Raw genomic sequence first — 17,141 nt, 5'->3', positions numbered from 1 at the left:
GGAATCCCGGCGATTCAGCCGTTAGGTTTCCCCCGGATGCGTGAGATCAGGGCCGTAAACAGGGAAAATAACGAAACCGATTCAGGTTGCCCCGTTCGAGTGGTACCGGGATATTGGGTCGGGTGAGCCGTCCCAGGGGTGCCGGTCAGGCCGAGCCGACGATGCCCGTGGCCGCCGTCGCCCGGCGGCTCGGGGTCGCGCCCTCGACCCTGCGCACCTGGGACCGCCGCTACGGGCTCGGCCCGAGCCGGCACACCGGCGGCAAGCACCGCCGCTACTGCGCCTCCGACATCGGCCGCCTCGAACTGATGCAGCGCGCGCTGCTGCGCGGCGCCTCGACCGCGGAGGCCGCCCGCTGCGCGCTCCAGCAGATGCCGAAGTCGTTCGGCGCCGCTCCGGAGATCGCCGCCCAGCCGCTGCCGCCACCCGCCGAACAGCTGACGGCAGCGCAGAACGGCGCGGCGGCCCGGCGGTTGCGCGCGGCCGCGGTCGCGCTCGACGGCCGGGCGGTGCAGCAGACCCTCGACGACGCGATCGGCGGCGCCGGCGTCCTCGACGCGTGGGAGGGCGTGATCGCCCCGGTCCTCGACGCCTGCGGCAACGGCTGGCCGGGCAGCCCGGCCGGGGTCGAGGTGCAGGCCTTGCTGACCGAGTGCGTGCTGTCCGCCGTGGTGCGCGCGACCCCGGTGCTCGACCACCCCCGCAACCAGCGCCCGGTCCTGCTCAGCCGGGTCCCGGACGAGCCGGACGCGCTGCCGCTGCACGTGCTGGCCGCCGGTCTGGCCGGGCGCCGCACCGGCTCGCAGCTGTTCGGGCTCCCGCTGCCCGAGCCAGCGTTGTCGGCCGCCGTGCGGCGCAGCTCGCCCGCGGCCGTGGTGCTGTGGGCCGACCGTCCCGGCAACGCCGACGCGGAGCTGTTCCCCGAGGTGTCCCGCGGTGGCTTACGCAGCCGCCTGTTCGCCGCGGGCCGCGGCTGGCGCGCCGGGATGTTGCCCGACCGCGTCGAGCCGCTGCCCGACCTGCGGACGGCGGCTGACCGCATCGAGTACGTCCTGGTAGGGAAGTAACGTGCACGAGATCGAGTTCCGACGAGCGGCCTTCGGCGACCGGCCGGCGCCGCCGCCGGACGTGCTCGCGGCCGGCGGCCCGCCGAAGCGGCGCCTGCTCGGCGCGATCGTGCTCGGCGCCCAGGGCCGGTACGCGGCCGCGGCCACCCTGCTCGACGGGCTCGCCCGCGGCCGGGGCCAGGTGATCGCCGCGCTGGCGCTGGCCACCCTCGCCTCGCACCGCCGTCAGCTCGGCGGGCACGCCGTGGCCCGCGGACTCGACGGCTCCGCGCTCCGCCGGGCCGCCGCCGCGGAGTCGGAACCGGATCCCGACGGCCTGGACGCCCGCGGCGCGCTCGCCGACGCGCTGCTCGGACTGGCCGCCGACCACCTCGGCACCGGGCGGCTCACCGCGTCGCGGCGGGTCCTCGGCCGGGCGGCCGCCGCCGCGGACAACTGGCGCACCCGGACCCGGCTCGGCTGGGTCACCGCGGAACTGGCCCTCGCCTCGGGCGAGGCCGAGGCCGCCGTCGCGCCCGCCGAGGCGGCACTCGGCGAGGCCACCGCCGCCGGATCGATCCGGCACACCGTCAAGTCGCGGCTGGTGCTCGGCGCGGCGCTGGGCACCATCGGGCAGAAACGAAGAGCCGGGGAGCTCGTCTCCGGCGCCCTGGCCGACGCGGACAAGTACGAACTGTCCTCGCTCAGCTGGCCCGCCGGGCTGATCGCGGCCGATCTGTGGCCCGCCGAGGCGGACCGCCACCGATCGCGAACGGCCGCGGTGTTACACGCAGTGTTACTAAACTCCGATCCCGAGGGGAGGCGGATCGCGCATGGTTCACCGTGGGTTCCGGTCTGACCCCGGGTGCGGGGCCTCGGCCGGCCATACCGACATCCGGGCGAAGAAGTTCCAAAAAAAGCCACCGGATCGTGTCAAGGTACGGCCTCAAGCGTCCGATAGGGGATATGGAATGTCACCCGGCTGCAGGAAGGAACACCCGTGACGACGGTCTTGATCTGCGACGACCGACGCAGTGTCCGCGAAGGGCTCACCCGCGTGATGTCTGCTGTCCCCGGTGTCAGTCGCATCGACTGTGTAGCGCACGGTGACGAGTTGCTGGCCCGGTACTCGCGGCAGCCGGTCGACGTCGTGCTCGTCGGCACCCAGCGCGCGATGCCGGCCGGGGTGGAGGCGACTCGGCGGCTGGTGTCCGCCAACCCTCAGGCCAACGTGATCGTCTTCGGCGCGCCGGACGACGCCGGCAGCATCGCCGCCGCCATCGCCGGCGGTGCCCGCGGCTACCTGCGCTGGGACGCGTCCCGGCCGGAGCTGGTCGCCGCGCTCGCGCACACGCTCGCCAGCACCTCGGTGCCCGCGCCGCGCCAGCCGGCCGACCCGGGCGTCGAGCTCACCGAGCGCGAGCTGCAGGTGCTGCGCGGCATGAGCCAGGGCAAGAGCAACGGACAGATCGGCCGTGAGCTGTACCTGTCCGAGGACACCGTGAAGACCCACGCCCGCCGTCTGTTCCGCAAGCTCGGCGTGCGGGACCGGGCGCAGGCCGTGGCCCACGGCTTCCGTCGCGGTCTGGTCTCCTGACGCGGACGCGCGGATCGGCGGAGGACACTTCGCGGTTCCGCGCGCCGCGTGGCTTCATCGACCCCACTGCGAACCACATCCGTGCGATACTGGGCGGCCTCGGTTCGGCGAGGCCGGCGCGGCTGTAGAGCCGACCACGCATACGCGACACCGGCGTCGCCAGGTACCGTAGGCCTCACCGGTGTGAGCGATGTGGGGATTGCCGCGCCGTTGATTTTGCACGCCTACACGTAACGCTGGGACTGTTGTCTGCGATGGCCAATGTGGGGGACGGGCTGGATGAGCCAGTCGCCGCCGCTGTCGAGGGGGATCCCCAGGCGGTGGAGCGGCTGCTGGCCGCTATCCGTCCCCTGGTGGTGCGGTATTGCCGTGCCCGGGTCGGACGACAGGAGCGGTCGTTCGCCTCGGCAGACGATGTGGCCCAGGAGGTGTGTCTAGCAGTGCTCACGGCGTTGCCTTCGTACCGTGACCAAGGCCGTCCGTTCCTGGCCTTCGTGTACGGCATCGCCCAGCACAAGGTGGCCGACGCGCATCGGGCCGCCGCGCGCAACCGGACCGAGCCCGTCGCCGAGATCCCCGACGAGATCGAGGGCGACATCGGGCCCGAGCAGCGGGCTTTGCAGGGGGAGTTGAACGAGCGCATGGCACAGCTGCTCCGGGTCCTGCCCGACAAGCAGCGCGAGATCGTGGTGCTGCGGGTGGTCGTGGGCCTGTCCGCAGAGGAGACCGCGGAAGCGGTCGGTTCGACGCCGGGGGCCGTCCGTGTCGCCCAGCACCGCGCGCTGGCCCGGCTCCGCAAGGCGCTGGCGTCCGAGGAGGTGGCCTGAGTGACCGATCGCGAAGACGTCAGACGTGAGCTCGAGTTCGAGTCGACCATGAGTTCGTCACGGGCGGAGTTCGAGGCGGACCTCACCGCGATCCGCGCGGACGACGGTCTGCTGGACTCGCTGGGCGGGTCCGATCCCGGTATCGCCGACGACCTGGGCGATCAGGAACTCAACGCGCTGCTGCTGTCCTGGCGGCGCGACATCGACAGCGAGCCGCTCGCCGAGCTCATCGACACCGACACCGCGGTCACCACGATCAAGACGGCCGCGCTGGCCCGCCGCCACGGGCAGCGGGCGCGCCGTCGCCGCCTGCTCGTGCCGGTCGCCACGGCCGCCGCCGTCCTCGCCATCGGGTTCACCGGCACCAGCATCGCCGCGCGGGACGCCCAGCCCGGCGACACGCTGTGGGGCCTGACCAAGGTGCTCTACGCCGACCACGCGCGGTCGGTCGAGGCCGCCTCCGCGGCCCGCATCGACCTGCAGCAGGCCAGCATCGCCCTGTCCCAGGGCCGGATCGCCGAGGCGCAGCAGGCGCTGGCCGAGGCCGCCGCGAAGCTGAGCCAGGTCACCGAGGAGGAGAACCTCAGCCAGCTGATGGCCGAGCACCAGCAGCTCGCCTCGATGCTGCCGGACTCCTCCACGACCACGCCGGACTCGCCGACCTCGCTGCCGACGTCGGCCGCGCTGCCGCCGCCGAGCTCGACCAAGTCGCCGTCGCCGTCGAGCACGACGACGCCGCAGCCCACCACGACGCCGAGCCCGTCGGAGAGCAGCACCCCGTCGCCGAGCCCGACGACGGAGAGCAGCACGACGGCCCCGGGCGACGGCACCTCGGGCAGCACGGTGCGCTACGACACGCCGGACTCGGGAGCGGGCCAGGCGCCGGCCGGTGTGGACACCGGCACCAGCTCGAACTGACCACGCGCGAAGGGACCCGGCCGGGAGCGGCCGGGTCTTTCTTCGTTTCCGGGGGGAGCTGGCCTCGAACCGCAGGGTGGGGCTCGCCGGAGTCCTTCCGCCCGGAGCGCAGCGCCGGACCGTGGACCGGACGGCTCGGCAGGTCCAGGGCCGGACATGGCGAAGGCCGGCCTCCCGCGGCCCGGGGCTGCGGGGGCCGCGTCCCGCTGCCGGGACCGTCGCGCGTCGGACGTGTCAGGAGCGCCGCCGCTCTCCGCAGCCCCGGACCTGAGGAAGGTCCGGCCTTCGGCGGGCCGGGGCTGTGCGGCCGCGTCCCGGGGCCGGGGACTGTCGCGCGCTGGACGTGCCCCGCGCTTCACGCTCCCGGACATGGCGAAGGCCCGGCCTCCCGCGGCCGGGCCTCCTCGCTATCGGTCAGTAGGCGCTTTCGGTTGTCGTGATCCCGTCCGCGAAACCGCGGCAGTAGTCCCAGCTCACGTAGTCCGCCGGGTTGGGGTCGAAGGCCGGCTCGTGCGGGCGCATCCGCCCGTCCGCGAGCAACTGCTCGAGGCTCGCGCGCAGCAGGTGCCAGTCGTGGAAGTGCGGCTGATCGCATTCGCCGCAGTCGACCACGATCCCGCGCACCCCGCGCGGCTCCAGCAGCGCCTGGTAGACCGCCAGGTCGGACAGGTCCGCCAGGAGCTCGGCGCGCGCCTGCGCGTCCATCGGTTCGGCCAGCTCGTCGTCCCCGAAGCCGGCGAGCTCCCGGGCGGGGTCGTCCGGATCGTCGGCGAACGGGTCGGGGGGCAACACTTCGTGCGGCACGCGTCGCACCGTACCTGTCCGACCGGGTCGCTTGTCCAGGGCCTTTCCGTCCCCCCAAACGGGAGCGAGTTTCCCCGGTCACGTCTGGCCCCAGTCCGGGGGTTGCCGCGGCGGGCGCCAGATACCATCGATGAAAGGTTCACCCGCCACTGCCAGGAAGGTCAGCCACCCCCATGACGAGCGAGTTCGCCCCGGAAGACAAGTTCGCGATGCTCGGGCTGACCTTCGACGACGTGCTGCTGCTGCCGGCCGAGTCGGACGTCGTGCCCAGCAATGTCGACACGTCGACCCGGCTGTCCCGGAACATCACCCTGCGCATCCCGCTGGTGTCCGCCGCGATGGACACCGTCACCGAGGCGCGCATGGCGATCAGCATGGCCCGCCAGGGCGGCATGGGCGTCCTGCACCGCAACCTGCCGATCGAGGAGCAGGCCGCGGCCGTCGAGGTCGTCAAGCGGTCCGAGGCCGGCATGGTCACCGACCCGGTCACCTGCTCGCCCGACGACACGCTCGCCGAGGTCGACGCCCTGTGCGCGCGGTTCCGCATCTCCGGCCTGCCGGTGACCGACGCCTCCGGCACGCTGGTGGGCATCATCACCAACCGCGACATGCGGTTCGAGCTGGACCACAGCCGCCCGGTCAGCGAGGTGATGACCAAGGAGAACCTGATCACCGCGCAGGTCGGCGTCACCGCGGACGCGGCGCTGGGCCTGCTGCGCCGCCACAAGATCGAGAAGCTGCCGATCGTCGACGGCGCGGGCAAGCTGCGTGGGCTGATCACCGTCAAGGACTTCGTCAAGACCGAGCAGTACCCGCACGCCACGAAGGACCCGGACGGCCGCCTGGTCGTCGGCGCCGCGGTCGGCGTCGGCGCGGCCGGTCACCAGCGCGCGATGGCGCTCGCGGACGCGGGCGTGGACGTGCTGATGGTCGACACCGCGCACGGCCACTCGCGCGCGGTCATCGACATGGTCGCCACCCTGAAGAAGGAGCTGGGCGACACGGTCGACATCGTCGGCGGCAACGTCGCCACCCGCGCCGGCGCGCAGGCGCTGGTCGACGCGGGCGCGGACGCGGTCAAGGTGGGCGTCGGCCCGGGCTCGATCTGCACCACGCGCATCGTCGCCGGGGTCGGCGTGCCGCAGATCTCCGCGATCTACGAGGCCGACAAGGCCTGCCGCCCGGCCGGGGTGCCGGTGATCGGCGACGGCGGCATCCAGTACTCGGGTGACATCGCCAAGGCCATCACCGCCGGCGCGTCCACCGTGATGCTGGGCAGCCTGCTGGCCGGCACCGCCGAGTCACCGGGCGACCTGATCCTGGTCAACGGCAAGCAGTTCAAGACCTACCGCGGCATGGGGTCGCTGGGCGCGATGCAGTCGCGGGACGGGCGCAAGTCGTACTCGAAGGACCGCTACTCGCAGGACGACGTGCTCAGCGAGGACAAGCTGGTGCCGGAGGGCATCGAGGGCCGCATCGCGTTCCGCGGGCCGCTGGCCAACGTCGTGCACCAGCTCGTCGGCGGGCTGCGCTCGGGCATGGGCTACGCGGGCGCGGAGACCATCGAGCAGCTGCAGCAGGCGCAGCTGGTGCGGATCACCGCCGCGGGCCTGAAGGAGAGCCACCCGCACGACGTGACGATGACGGTCGAGGCGCCCAACTACACCTCGCGGTGACCCCCTGGTCGCAGGTCACACCGATGGCCTAGCGACAATGAACCGTCACTACTGGCGGCGAGAAGGGACCTGACGTGCGCGATCTGGTCGAGATCGGCATGGGACGCACCGCGCGGCGGGCGTACGACCTCGATGACGTGGAGATCGTCCCGTCCCGGCGGACCCGGTCGTCGGCGGTCGTGTCCACCGCGTGGCAGATCGACGCCTACCGGTTCGACATCCCGCTGGTCACCCACCCGACTGACGCGGTGGTGTCGCCGGAGACGGCGGTCGGGATCGGTAAGCTGGGCGGGCTGGGCGTGCTGAACGCCGAGGGCCTGTGGGCCCGGCACGCCAACGCCGAGCAGGCGCTGCTCCGGCTGGTGGACGCCGCGAAGGACGAGGACCGCACCGCGCTGGTGAGGACCCTGCAGGAGCTGCACTCCGCGCCGGTGCAGCCCGAGCTGCTGGCCGAGGCGATCCGGCGGGTGCGCGAGTCGGGGGTGACGGTCGCGGCGCGGGTGACCGCGCGGCGCGCGGCCGAGCTGACGCCGCACCTGATCGCGGCCGGGGTCGAGATCCTGGTCGTGCAGGGCACGATCATCTCCGCGGAGCACGTCGCCCACGACGACGCCGATCCGCTGGACCTCAAGGACTTCATCGGTGGCCTGGACGTCCCGGTGATCGCCGGTGGCGTGTCGGACTACCGCACGGCGATGCACCTGATGCGCACCGGCGCGGCCGGCGTGATCGTCGGCCACGGCTACACGCCGGGCGTGACGAGCACCGACCGCGTGCTGGGCATCGGCGTGCCGATGGCGACCGCGATCATCGACGCGGCCGCCGCCCGGCGTGACTACCTGGACGAGACGGGCGGCCGGTACGTGCACGTCCTGGCCGACGGTGGGATCACCAGCTCGGGCGACATCGCGAAGGCGATCGCCTGCGGCGCCGACGCCGTGGTGGTGGGCGCCCCGCTGGCGGCGGCGTCCGAGGCGCCCGGCCACGGCCTGTACTGGACCGCGGCCGCCGCCCACCCGAACCTGCCGCGCTCGCGGGTCGCCGCCGGGCCGGACATCGAGGTGGACCTGAAGACGCTGCTGTTCGGCCCCTCGTCCGACGCGGAGGGCGCGATCAACCTCTTCGGAGCGCTGCGCCGCGCGATGGCCAAGACCGGCTACTCCGACCTCAAGGAGTTCCAGCGCGTGGGCCTGTCGGTCCGCGGCTGACCCGGCCCCTCACGGGCGCGTCAGCGTGCCCTCGACCAGGGTGGTCTGGCCGGTCACGTACTCGCTCCACACGCCGGCCGCCACCTGGGTCCCGGGGCGGGCGAAGCTCTGCACGAAGCTGTGTCCCCGGTGGACGGCACCGAAGGTCACGGTGAACGCCGACGTGCTGGGCCGGTCCCGCGGCGGGACGCCGCTCGGCGGCACGATCTCGTCGAGCCCCCAGCCGTAGTCCTCGCGGTAGTCGCCCACCACGCGTTCCAGCGTGTTCTCCACGATGGCCCCGCTGACCGGGATCGGTCGGCGTCGAGCGCCGCCCGTCGAACGTGATGGCCACCCCGAACCGGGAACCGCCGTCCGGGGCGTAGGCGACCGTTCCGGTGTCGATGTTCTCCGGACCCGCCACGTCGGGTTCGTACGGCCGCTGCGGTCCGTGGGGCCTGGGGTGCGGATGGGTTTCGCCGACCCCACCCGCCGCGCGATCGTCCGCCTGCTCCAGGCCGAGGGCGACCGCCCGTGCGGGTGGACGCGGTGCTCGCGAACGCGGAGAGAGGTTAGTTGTGTGTTCGGGGACGTCGGTGATGGTCTGACCCGGGTTGGATGATCTTGATGTGGGTGAGGACCTCCGGGTTCGGTGTGGGTCACCACAACGCCGTTGGGCAGGGTGCGGCCGGCCCGGTGGGCCGGGCGTTACCGCGCCCACGGCCCGGCGGCTACCCCCGACTCCACACCGGCATCGGCAGCCACACCCCAGCCCACCGCGGAACCAACCTCACCAGACAACACAACTAGTCCCGCAACTCCGTGCACGGCACGACCACCGCGAACAGCAGTGGCTCACCGGGTGGCGGCACCGGCGCGACGACGATCGTGACGTCGTCGGGTCCGGGGAAGATCGGCACGGCGTACCGGCCCGCTTCCTCGGCCACCAGCGGCACCGGCTGCGGCGGACGGACCGGTGTCGCGCACGCGGCCCGCGCCTCGGCCACGGACGCGCGCCACGACGGGCCGCCGGTGCGCACGCTCGAACCCGCCCAGTCGCTGAGCACCTGCACGCCCAGGAACACCGCGACCGCGCCGCCGACGACCGCCCGCGGCCGCAACCGGTCCAGCAGCGCCGCCACCGCGACCCAGAACAACAGCAGCGGCACGATCGTGTACCGCGACCCGTTCAGCGAGAACTCCGCGCGCTCCAGGAACCCGCCGGTGCCCCGCAACCCGACCGGCACCGCCAGGTACGCCACCGAACACACCAGGCCCACCACCGCGACCTGCCGCGCCACCCGGTCCGCGCGCCACAGCAGCAGCGCCACGGCCAGCGCCACCACCACGCCGACGACCGCCACCAGCACCAGCCCGGCCGCCTGGTACACCGGCCCCAGCAGGCGGTCCCCGGTCAGCGCGCTCAGCACCACCCGCAGCCCGTAGATCGACGGCAGATCACCGGCCACCGTCTCGCTCGCCCGGTACCCGGCCGCGCGGGTCAGGTGCACCCAGCCCTGCACGGCCAGCGCCACCACCATCACCGCCGGCGCGATGCCGGCGACCAGCCGGCGCGGCGCCCGTGCGATCCCGACGACCGCGGCGGGCAGCACCAGCGCGGTCAGCGGATCGGACAGCGCCGCCAGCGCCACCACCGCCGCCGAACCCACCTGCCCGGCCACCGATCGCGGCGGCGCGAGCAGCACCCAGAACGCCGCGTAGGCCAGGTACCAGTGCAGGTCGCTGACCGCCGCGTTCACCTCGAACCCGGCCTGCGGCAGCAGCGGCACGATCGCGGTCACCAGTACCCGCGCCCAGGCCGACCGCAGCACATGTCCACTGTGGAACCACACCAGCAGCGAGATCAACGCGACCACCAGCGCCGCACCCGTCGCCAGCGCGGCCGCCGCCCACTGCGGCGGCAGCGCCGCGACCGGCTGCGCCACCAGCTTCGCGACCACCTGCAGGTACCCGGCGTGCGGGGTGACCAGGTTGTGCCACAAGGAATGCCGCATCGCCTGGTTCAGGAAGACACCGCCGTCCTCCGCCCACACCACGTCGTACGCACGCAGCCCGGGACCACGCATGAGCTGCAACCAGGTCGCGGCCAGCACCCAGGCCACGCTCGCCGCGACCGTCGCGGTGCGAGCCCGGTTCACTGCCGTCGCAGGACGCGGTCGGCGAGCGTCGCGGGACGCTCGTCGAGCATCGCCCGCAGCCGTTCGTTCTGCCTGCGCAGCTCGTCGGCCTCGGCCCGCAGGTCGGCGGTCTCCGTCGCGAGCCGGTCGAGGTCGTGCCGCTGCCGCGCGATCGTCTCCGCCATCGCGTCCGCGTTCTCCGCGTGCGCCACCATTTCGTACTGCAGCTGCAGCAACCGGGTGTAGAGCGCGATGCGGTTGTTCTCCATCGTGTAGAGCAGCCGCGAGTCGCGGTAGGGCCGCAGCGCGTCCAGCAACTCCTCGTCGCGCGTCACCACGCCGACGCCGAAGATCGCCGGGATCATCGCCAGCTGCCAGTCCTCGGTCAGCACGTCCTCGACCGCGGTGAGCACGCCGTTGCGCTCGCCGCCCGCCTCCTGAGCGCAGGTGAACGCACCCAGGCCGACGAACCCGGCGCGGGTCAGCTCGTCGTGCCACACGGTCGGACCCTCCGAACTGGACGGATGGCGGTCCTCCGGCGCGAGCCGGGACGGCAGGTAGTACTGGTCCCGTCGCGAGCACGGCCACAGCAGGTCGTGCAGCACGACCACGGCGTCCCGCGCGTTCGCCAGCACCCAGGCCAGTTCGGCCCGCACGGTGGCGTAGTTGTGGTCGCCGTCCAGCACGTAGAGGTCCGCGACCGGGAGGTCCGGCAGCACGTCCGGGGAGTGGTCCTCGACCAGGTGCAGGGCCGGGTTGCCGGCCAGCGCGGCGCGCAGGCTGTCGGTCGGGGCCGGGTCCACGCAGTACACCGCCTCGGCGCCCAGCTCCGTGTAGATGCCGCTGACCTGCCCCGATTCGACGCCGACCTCGACCACCGTGGAGATCGGGTGGTGCGCGTAGACGACCTCGAAGATCTCCCGGAAACAGGACAGCGAGTGCAGCAGCAGGGGCGCCTGGCGGGCCGCGCGGGCCTGCGCGTGCGGGTCGGTGCGGGTGCCGTAGTCGTTCACTTGCCGCTCCGCAGCTGCCGCACGGCGATGCGCGCCGCCGACGTGGCCAGTCCGACCGGTCCGTGCGTGCGCAGCTCCTCGCGCACCCGGCTCGTCACGCGGGTCAGCCGCGGCGCCGACGGCGGGTGGACGCCCAGCCCGGTGCGCGACTTCGGCAGCATCGCGAAGGCGACCGTCACCTGCCCGGACGTCACCGGCGCGCCGAACCGGGTGGCGACCGGGAACCACACCGCCCCCTCGTCGGCCTCGAACTCGAACAGCGTGCCGCCCAGCCACCGGCAGGCGGCGTGGATCAGCCCGGCGAAGTCCTCGGGGTGTTCCCAGCGCTCGACCCGCGGCACGCTCTGACCGGGCACGATCGCCTTCACCTCGACCCAGTCGATCCGCACCAGCGCGGGCCGCCCGGGCACCGCGACCGCCACGTCGGTGACGTCGGCCGAGCGGAAGTCCAGTCGCGCGAAGGACAGTCCGTCGTGGTTGATCCGCACCCGGCGGCGCGGCCCGTCGTGCCATTCGCCGTCGCCGGTGCGGAAGCTCAGCCGGGTCTCGGCGGGATTGTCGGACGGCTCGAACAGGTCGGCGTCCACCTGCCGCTCGGCGAGCGCGCGGGCCCCGGCGGCCAGGCGGGTGTCCGAGGCCGCGAGCAGGGCGGGCCAGAACGCGTCGCGCATGGTCAGGTCGGCCAGGTCGGCGGGGGAGAGGTAGGGGATCGCGGGCACCAGGTCCTCCGGCACCACGCGGGTGATCAGCGCGGAGCCGAAGTTGTCCTCGTGCGCCCAGTTGCCGAACACCGCGGCCTCCGCGGTGGTGGGGGCCTTCAGCGCGGACACCAGGATGTTCGCCAGCCGGTGCCGCGCGGCGCCGGTCAGGTCCGGCCAGCCGTCGCCCGCGTAGCGGTTCCACTGGGCCTGGAACTCGCGGATGCCGTCCTGGACCGCGCGGCGCTGCGCCAGCTGGTCCGCGCCGTCGGAGGCCGGGCCGAGCACGGGCGAGCCGTCGTCGGCGAAGTCCAGCAGCGAGCCGCAGAAGTCGTTGACCGATTGCTCCAGCACCTCCGGGCTGCGGCTGACAGTCCGCGCGATCTCCGGCGGCTGCCCGCCCTGACTCAGGTAGCCCTCGATGCGCAGCCCGGCCCGGTACACGCGGGTGGACCGGTCGTCGGTGGCGAGGTAGAAGCCGGCCGGGCGGGCGCCGATGCCGGCGACGTCGAGCAGTTTGCCCAGGTAGTACTGGATCGTGCCGCCCCAGCCGAGGTCGACCAGCGCCGGCTCGGGCTCGTCCAGCATCCCGGCGCGGCGCAGCTCGCCGAGCACGCGCTCGCGGATGCGGGTGACCGTGACCGTCAGCTTGTTGCGCAGGTGGGCGGTCTCGGTGAGCACGTCGGTGACCAGCCCGGCCTCGCGGCCGTTGTCCAGGACGGTGTCCAGCATCTCGGCCAGCGGCGGCACGTCGCCCGGCCGCAGGTGCAGGGCCTGCATGAGCTGGCGGACGGTGAGCCCGTGGCGCTGCTCGATGAACTGGCGCAGCGAGTCCGCGTCGGCCGGGTCGAGCGCGGCCAGCGAGGTGACGTGCCGGGACAGCCAGACCGGCCGGGCTTCGACCTGCCAGCCGCGTGCCTGCGTGGCGTTGTTGATCAGCGCGGAGAGCAGGGTGCCCTCACGCATCGGGCACCACAGCACGGAGATGCCGGACTGGTGGGCGCGCAGCGCGACCCACTCGGCGAACCCGGTCAGCACCGGCCCGAGCACCGAGGCGCCGTACCGCCACGCGGTGCGGACCGGGGTCGGCGCCGCGGGGTCGGCGCGCTGGAGGGTCTTCGCGCGCAGGCTGGTGATGCCGTAGTCGCCCTGGCCGGTGTCGAGGTGCTCGCCCAGCGGGTCCTCCAGGCCGAGCGGCTCGCGCTCCCGCTCCAGCACCGCGCGGAACTCCTCGTCCAGCCGCTCGTAGTACACGGTCCGGATCCCCAGCTCGCGCGGCACCTCGATGTCGGCGACCGCGTTGTCCCCGATGTGCACGACCTGCTCGGGGTGCACGCCGAGGTTGTCCAGGACGATCTCCCACAGCCCGGACGCCTTGTCCAGCCCGTGCTGGTGCGAGCGGAAGATCCGGGCCTCGCGCAGCGCGCCCAGGCCGGGCCGGTCCAGCAGCTCGGCCAGGTGCTCCTCGGTGAAGTAGGTGTCCGACACCAGCACGGTCGGCACGTGGTGCTTCGCGGCGAGTTCGACCAGCTCGGCGATGTCGAGGTCGGGCACGGTGAAGTCGCGCTCGCAGGTCACCTCGGCGCGGACCAGCTCGGGCAGCTCGGCGCCGAAGATCCGCAGCGGCATGTGCTGCCAGATGTCGGACAGCGACACCTCGGTGCCCAGCGCCTCCTCGCTCTGCCGCGCCCGCTGCTCCGCGACGATCCGCATGCGCCGGAACGCGGCCGGCGTGACCCAGCCCGGGCACCGGCCGTCGCGCACGAGCCGCGCCCCCAGCACGGCGAACACGTCGGTGGGCCGAGGGGTGCGCCGCCACAGGATGGTGTCGAAGACGTCCAGTGACAGGGCGGCGCACGAGCCGTCGGTGATCATCCGGCGCACCCGGGCGAGCGAAGGCGGTAGCGACAAGTCGATCTCCCCAGTGAATGTGATGAGTGATACCAAGAGAATCACTCTTATGGGGGAAATACGTTACGCGCGGCGAAAAGGTTGCCCCGACTGATCGGTAACTTACTACTGGTCAGAACCCTGTGGTGGTGGTTACGCTTTACCTGTGACCTCGCGTAACAGCAATGCGGCTGACTATGACGTCATCGTGGTCGGATCGGGGTTCGGCGGCAGCGTCGCCGCGCTCCGGCTGACCGAGAAGGGCTACCGGGTGGCCGTCGTGGAGGCGGGCCGCCGGTTCGCCGACGACGAGTTCGCCAAGACGTCCTGGGACCTCAAGCGCTACCTGTGGGCGCCGGCGCTGGGCTGCTTCGGCATCCAGCGGATCCACCTGCTCCGCGACGTGATGATCCTGGCCGGCGCCGGGGTCGGCGGCGGGTCGCTGGTGTACGCCAACACGCTGTACCGGCCGCTCAAGCCGTTCTACCAGGACAAGCAGTGGGCGCACATCACCGACTGGGAGTCCGAGCTGGCGCCGTACTACGACCAGGCGAGCCGGATGCTCGGGGTGGTCACGAACCCCACGGTGACGCCGTCGGACGAGGTCATCCAGAAGGTCGCCGCCGACATGGGCGTGGCCGACAGCTACCACCCGACGCCGGTCGGGGTGTTCTTCGACAAGCCGGGGCAGCGGGTGCCCGACCCGTACTTCGGCGGGGCCGGGCCGGAGCGGACGGGCTGCACCGAGTGCGGCTCGTGCATGACCGGCTGCCGGGTCGGCGCGAAGAACACGCTGGTCAAGAACTACCTGTACCTCGCCGAACAGGGCGGCGCGCAGGTCATCCCGCTGACCACGGTCACCGCTGTCCGCCCGCGCGGGGACGGCTCGTTCGAGGTCGACGTGCGCAAGACCGGCACCAGGTCGAAGCGGTTCCGCACCACGCTCACCGCCGGGCGGGTCGTGCTCGCCGCGGGCACCTGGGGCACGCAGCGGCTGCTGCACGAGATGCGCGACCAGGGCGTGCTGCCCCGGCTGTCGCCGCGGCTGGGCGAGCTGACCCGCACCAACTCCGAGGCCATCATCGGCGCCGGCCGCCCGACCGTCGACCCGGAGCGCGACTTCAGCAAGGGCGTGGCGATCACGTCGTCGTTCCACCCCGACGAGTCCACCCACATCGAGCCGGTGCGCTACGGCAAGGGCAGCAACGCGATGAGCCTGCTGCAGACGATCGCCACCGACGGTTCGGTGCCGACGCCGCGCTGGCTGCAGGCGGTGCGGTTCCTGGCCAGGCACCCGGTGCAGAGCGCGAAGCTGCTCAACGGGTACCGGTGGAGCGAGCGGACCGTGATCCTGCTGGTGATGCAGAGCCTGGACAACTCGATCACCACCTACACCAGGCGCGGCCTGTTCGGGCGGCGCAAGTACACGTCGAAGCAGGGCCACGGCGAGCCGAACCCGACGTTCATCCCGGCCGGCCACCAGGCGAACGAGCTGACCGCCAAGCACATCGACGGCACCGCGGGCGGCACCTGGGGCGAGGTCTTCGACATCCCGCTCACCGCGCACTTCATCGGCGGCGCGCCGATCGGCACCAGCCCCGAGGACGGGGTGATCGACCCGTACCACCGGGTGTTCGGCTACCCCGGACTGTCCATCGTGGACGGTACCGCGATCACCGCGAACCTCGGCGTGAACCCGTCGCTGACCATCACCGCGCAGGCCGAGCGCGCGTTCTCGTTCTGGCCCAACAAGGGCGAGGCGGACCAGCGGCCGGACCAGTCGAAGGGCTACCGGCGGATCAAGCCGGTCGCGCCGAAGAACCCGGCGGTCCCGGCCGACGCGCCGGCCGCCCTCCGACTGCCGCTGGTGTCTACAGGTCGATCCCGGCGAACACGGTGACCCGCTCCTCGGTGAGGTCGTGCATGGCGGCGAGCACGCCTTCCCGGCCCACCCCGGAGCCCTTCACCCCGCCGTAGGGCATCTGGTCGGCGCGGTAGGACGGCACGTCCCCGATGATCACGCCGCCGACCTCGAGTTCGGCGGAGGCGCGGAAGGCGAGGCGGACGTCGCGGGTGAAGACACCGGCCTGCAGGCCGTAGGCGGAGGCGTTGACCGCGGCGAACGCCTCGTCGGCGTCGTCCACCACGGAGACGGCCAGCACCGGGCCGAAGATCTCCTCCGACCAGGCCTTGGTGTCGGCCGGGACGCTGGTGAGCAGGGTCGGCTCGACGGTCGCGCCCTGGCGCGAGCCGCCGGCCAGGAGCTTGGCGCCGGCGGCGACGGCCTCGTCCACCCAGGCCACGATCCGCTCCGCGGCGGCCTCGTCGACGACCGGGCCGACGTCCACAGTGGAGTCGTAGGGGTCGCCGGTGCGCAGTGCGCCGATGGCTTCGGCGAGCGCGGGGATGAACTCGTCGGCCACCGAGCGCTCGACCAGGACCCGCTGCACCGCGATGCACGACTGGCCGGCCTGGTAGTTGCCGAAGGTCGCGATGCGCTGGGCCGCGCCCGCCAGGTCGGGCCAGTCGCCGAGCACGACCGCGGCCGCGTTGCCGCCCAGTTCGAGGACGACGTGCTTGCGCGGGGCGGCCTCGGCCAGCGACCAGCCGACCGGGCCGGAGCCGGTGAACGACACGACCGGCAGGCGCGGGTCGGCGACCAGCTTCGCGGTGTCCTCGTTGCCGAGGGGCAGGACCGAGAACGCGCCCGCCGGCAGGTCGGTCTCGGCCAGGATCTCGCCCAGGACCAGCGCGGACAGCGGGGTGCGCGGGGCGGGCTTGACGATGATCGGGGCGCCGACGGCGAGCGCGGGGGCGACCTTGTGGGCGACGAGGTTGAGCGGGAAGTTGAACGGCGCGATGCCCAGGACCGGGCCGCGCGGGATCCGGCGGACCATGGCCAGGCGGTTTTCGCCCGCGGTGTCGGTGTCCAGGCGCTGCAGGTCGCCGGAGAAGCGGCGGGCCTCCTCGGCGGCGATGCGGAAGACGTTGACCGCGCGGCGCACCTCGGCCTCGGCCCACTTGAGCGGCTTGCCGTTCTCGGCGGTGATCAGCTCGGCGAGTTCCTCGGCGCGCGCGGCGAGTTGCTGCGAGGTGTGGTCCAGCGCGGCGGCCCGGACGTGCGCTGGTGTCCGGCGCAGCTTCGGCGCGACGGCGACCGCGGCGGCCACCGCACGCTCGATCTGATCCGCCTCCGGCACTGCGACGGTCGCCACCTCGCTGCCGTCGAACGGGTGATGCACGTCCAGGGTGGCCGTCCCCTGCTCCGCCCGGCCGGCGATCCAGGCCGGCCGCGGTTCCGGCGTGATGGTGTCCATGACAACAACTTAGGCGCCTGACGGAGCGTG

At 73.0% G+C, this 17,141-nt stretch carries 14 protein-coding genes; 8 read left to right on the top strand and 6 right to left on the bottom strand.

Annotated elements, in window-relative coordinates:
- Positions 1 to 167 precede the first annotated feature (167 nt).
- The 5 genes from D0D28_RS22865 to D0D28_RS22845 all read left to right on the top strand — a co-directional run bounded on the left by D0D28_RS22865 (position 168) and on the right by D0D28_RS22845 (position 4,388).
- Positions 168 to 1,067, top strand: a complete 900-nt coding sequence (locus D0D28_RS22865) for a MerR family transcriptional regulator (protein WP_240323317.1) — start codon at positions 168 to 170, stop codon at positions 1,065 to 1,067.
- Between the two features lies 1 nt (position 1,068).
- A complete protein-coding gene (locus D0D28_RS22860) occupies positions 1,069 to 1,905 on the top strand; it encodes a hypothetical protein (protein WP_116112224.1) in 837 nt (278 codons plus the stop codon).
- A 141-nt stretch (positions 1,906 to 2,046) separates the two neighbouring features.
- A complete protein-coding gene (locus tag D0D28_RS22855) occupies positions 2,047 to 2,643 on the top strand; it encodes a response regulator transcription factor (RefSeq protein WP_116112221.1) in 597 nt (198 codons plus the stop codon).
- 254 nt (positions 2,644 to 2,897) lie between these two features.
- Positions 2,898 to 3,470, top strand: coding sequence for a sigma-70 family RNA polymerase sigma factor (locus D0D28_RS22850; protein ID WP_116112219.1), 573 nt, complete (start codon positions 2,898 to 2,900; stop codon positions 3,468 to 3,470).
- A complete protein-coding gene (locus D0D28_RS22845; protein WP_116112216.1) occupies positions 3,471 to 4,388 on the top strand; it encodes an anti-sigma-D factor RsdA in 918 nt (305 codons plus the stop codon).
- A 414-nt stretch (positions 4,389 to 4,802) separates the two neighbouring features.
- Here the strand turns inward: D0D28_RS22845 and D0D28_RS22840 are convergent, their stop codons facing one another.
- Positions 4,803 to 5,201 carry a DUF5319 domain-containing protein gene (locus D0D28_RS22840; protein WP_162830649.1) on the bottom strand — a complete coding sequence of 133 codons (399 nt, stop codon included), beginning with the start codon at positions 5,199 to 5,201 and terminating at the stop codon, positions 4,803 to 4,805.
- A gap of 164 nt (positions 5,202 to 5,365) precedes the next feature.
- On the opposite strand from D0D28_RS22840, the gene guaB reads away from it, so the two are divergent.
- The gene (guaB, locus tag D0D28_RS22835; RefSeq protein WP_094003964.1) at positions 5,366 to 6,868 is read left to right on the top strand and encodes an IMP dehydrogenase; all 1,503 of its coding nucleotides are present in this window, start codon (positions 5,366 to 5,368) and stop codon (positions 6,866 to 6,868) included.
- A gap of 74 nt (positions 6,869 to 6,942) precedes the next feature.
- Positions 6,943 to 8,076, top strand: a complete 1,134-nt coding sequence (locus tag D0D28_RS22830; RefSeq protein WP_116112214.1) for a GuaB3 family IMP dehydrogenase-related protein — start codon at positions 6,943 to 6,945, stop codon at positions 8,074 to 8,076.
- 9 nt (positions 8,077 to 8,085) lie between these two features.
- Here D0D28_RS22830 and D0D28_RS22825 read toward each other — a convergent pair whose 3' ends face one another.
- From D0D28_RS22825 to D0D28_RS22805, 4 genes are all read right to left on the bottom strand, one after another.
- Positions 8,086 to 8,349, bottom strand: coding sequence for a hypothetical protein (locus D0D28_RS22825; protein WP_240323315.1), 264 nt, complete (start codon positions 8,347 to 8,349; stop codon positions 8,086 to 8,088).
- Positions 8,350 to 8,861: 512 nt separating this feature from the next.
- Entirely contained in the window at positions 8,862 to 10,214 is a 1,353-nt protein-coding gene (locus tag D0D28_RS22815) for a glucosyltransferase (RefSeq protein ID WP_116112211.1), read from the bottom strand.
- On the bottom strand, positions 10,211 to 11,206 hold the full coding sequence (locus D0D28_RS22810; protein WP_116112208.1) for a class I SAM-dependent methyltransferase: 996 nt from the start codon (positions 11,204 to 11,206) through the stop codon (positions 10,211 to 10,213). Before D0D28_RS22810 ends, D0D28_RS22815 begins: the two co-directional genes overlap by 4 nt.
- Entirely contained in the window at positions 11,203 to 13,779 is a 2,577-nt protein-coding gene (locus D0D28_RS22805) for an HAD family hydrolase (RefSeq protein WP_240323316.1), read from the bottom strand. Before D0D28_RS22805 ends, D0D28_RS22810 begins: the two co-directional genes overlap by 4 nt.
- 181 nt (positions 13,780 to 13,960) lie before the next feature.
- Between D0D28_RS22805 and D0D28_RS22800 the strand changes: the two genes are divergently transcribed.
- Positions 13,961 to 15,694 (top strand): FAD-dependent oxidoreductase, encoded by a 1,734-nt coding sequence (locus D0D28_RS22800; RefSeq protein ID WP_094003969.1) that lies wholly within the window; start codon positions 13,961 to 13,963, stop codon positions 15,692 to 15,694.
- Here D0D28_RS22800 and D0D28_RS22795 read toward each other — a convergent pair.
- Positions 15,666 to 17,111, bottom strand: a complete 1,446-nt coding sequence (locus D0D28_RS22795; RefSeq protein ID WP_116112202.1) for an aldehyde dehydrogenase family protein — start codon at positions 17,109 to 17,111, stop codon at positions 15,666 to 15,668. The two genes, D0D28_RS22800 and D0D28_RS22795, sit on opposite strands and share 29 nt — an antisense overlap.
- Positions 17,112 to 17,141 lie beyond the last annotated feature (30 nt).

It is taken from the genome of Amycolatopsis ruanii (assembly GCF_003385175.1).
GTDB classification, from domain to species: domain Bacteria; phylum Actinomycetota; class Actinomycetes; order Mycobacteriales; family Pseudonocardiaceae; genus Amycolatopsis_E; species Amycolatopsis_E thermalba.
This window is presented reverse-complemented; position numbering and strand designations above follow the sequence as displayed.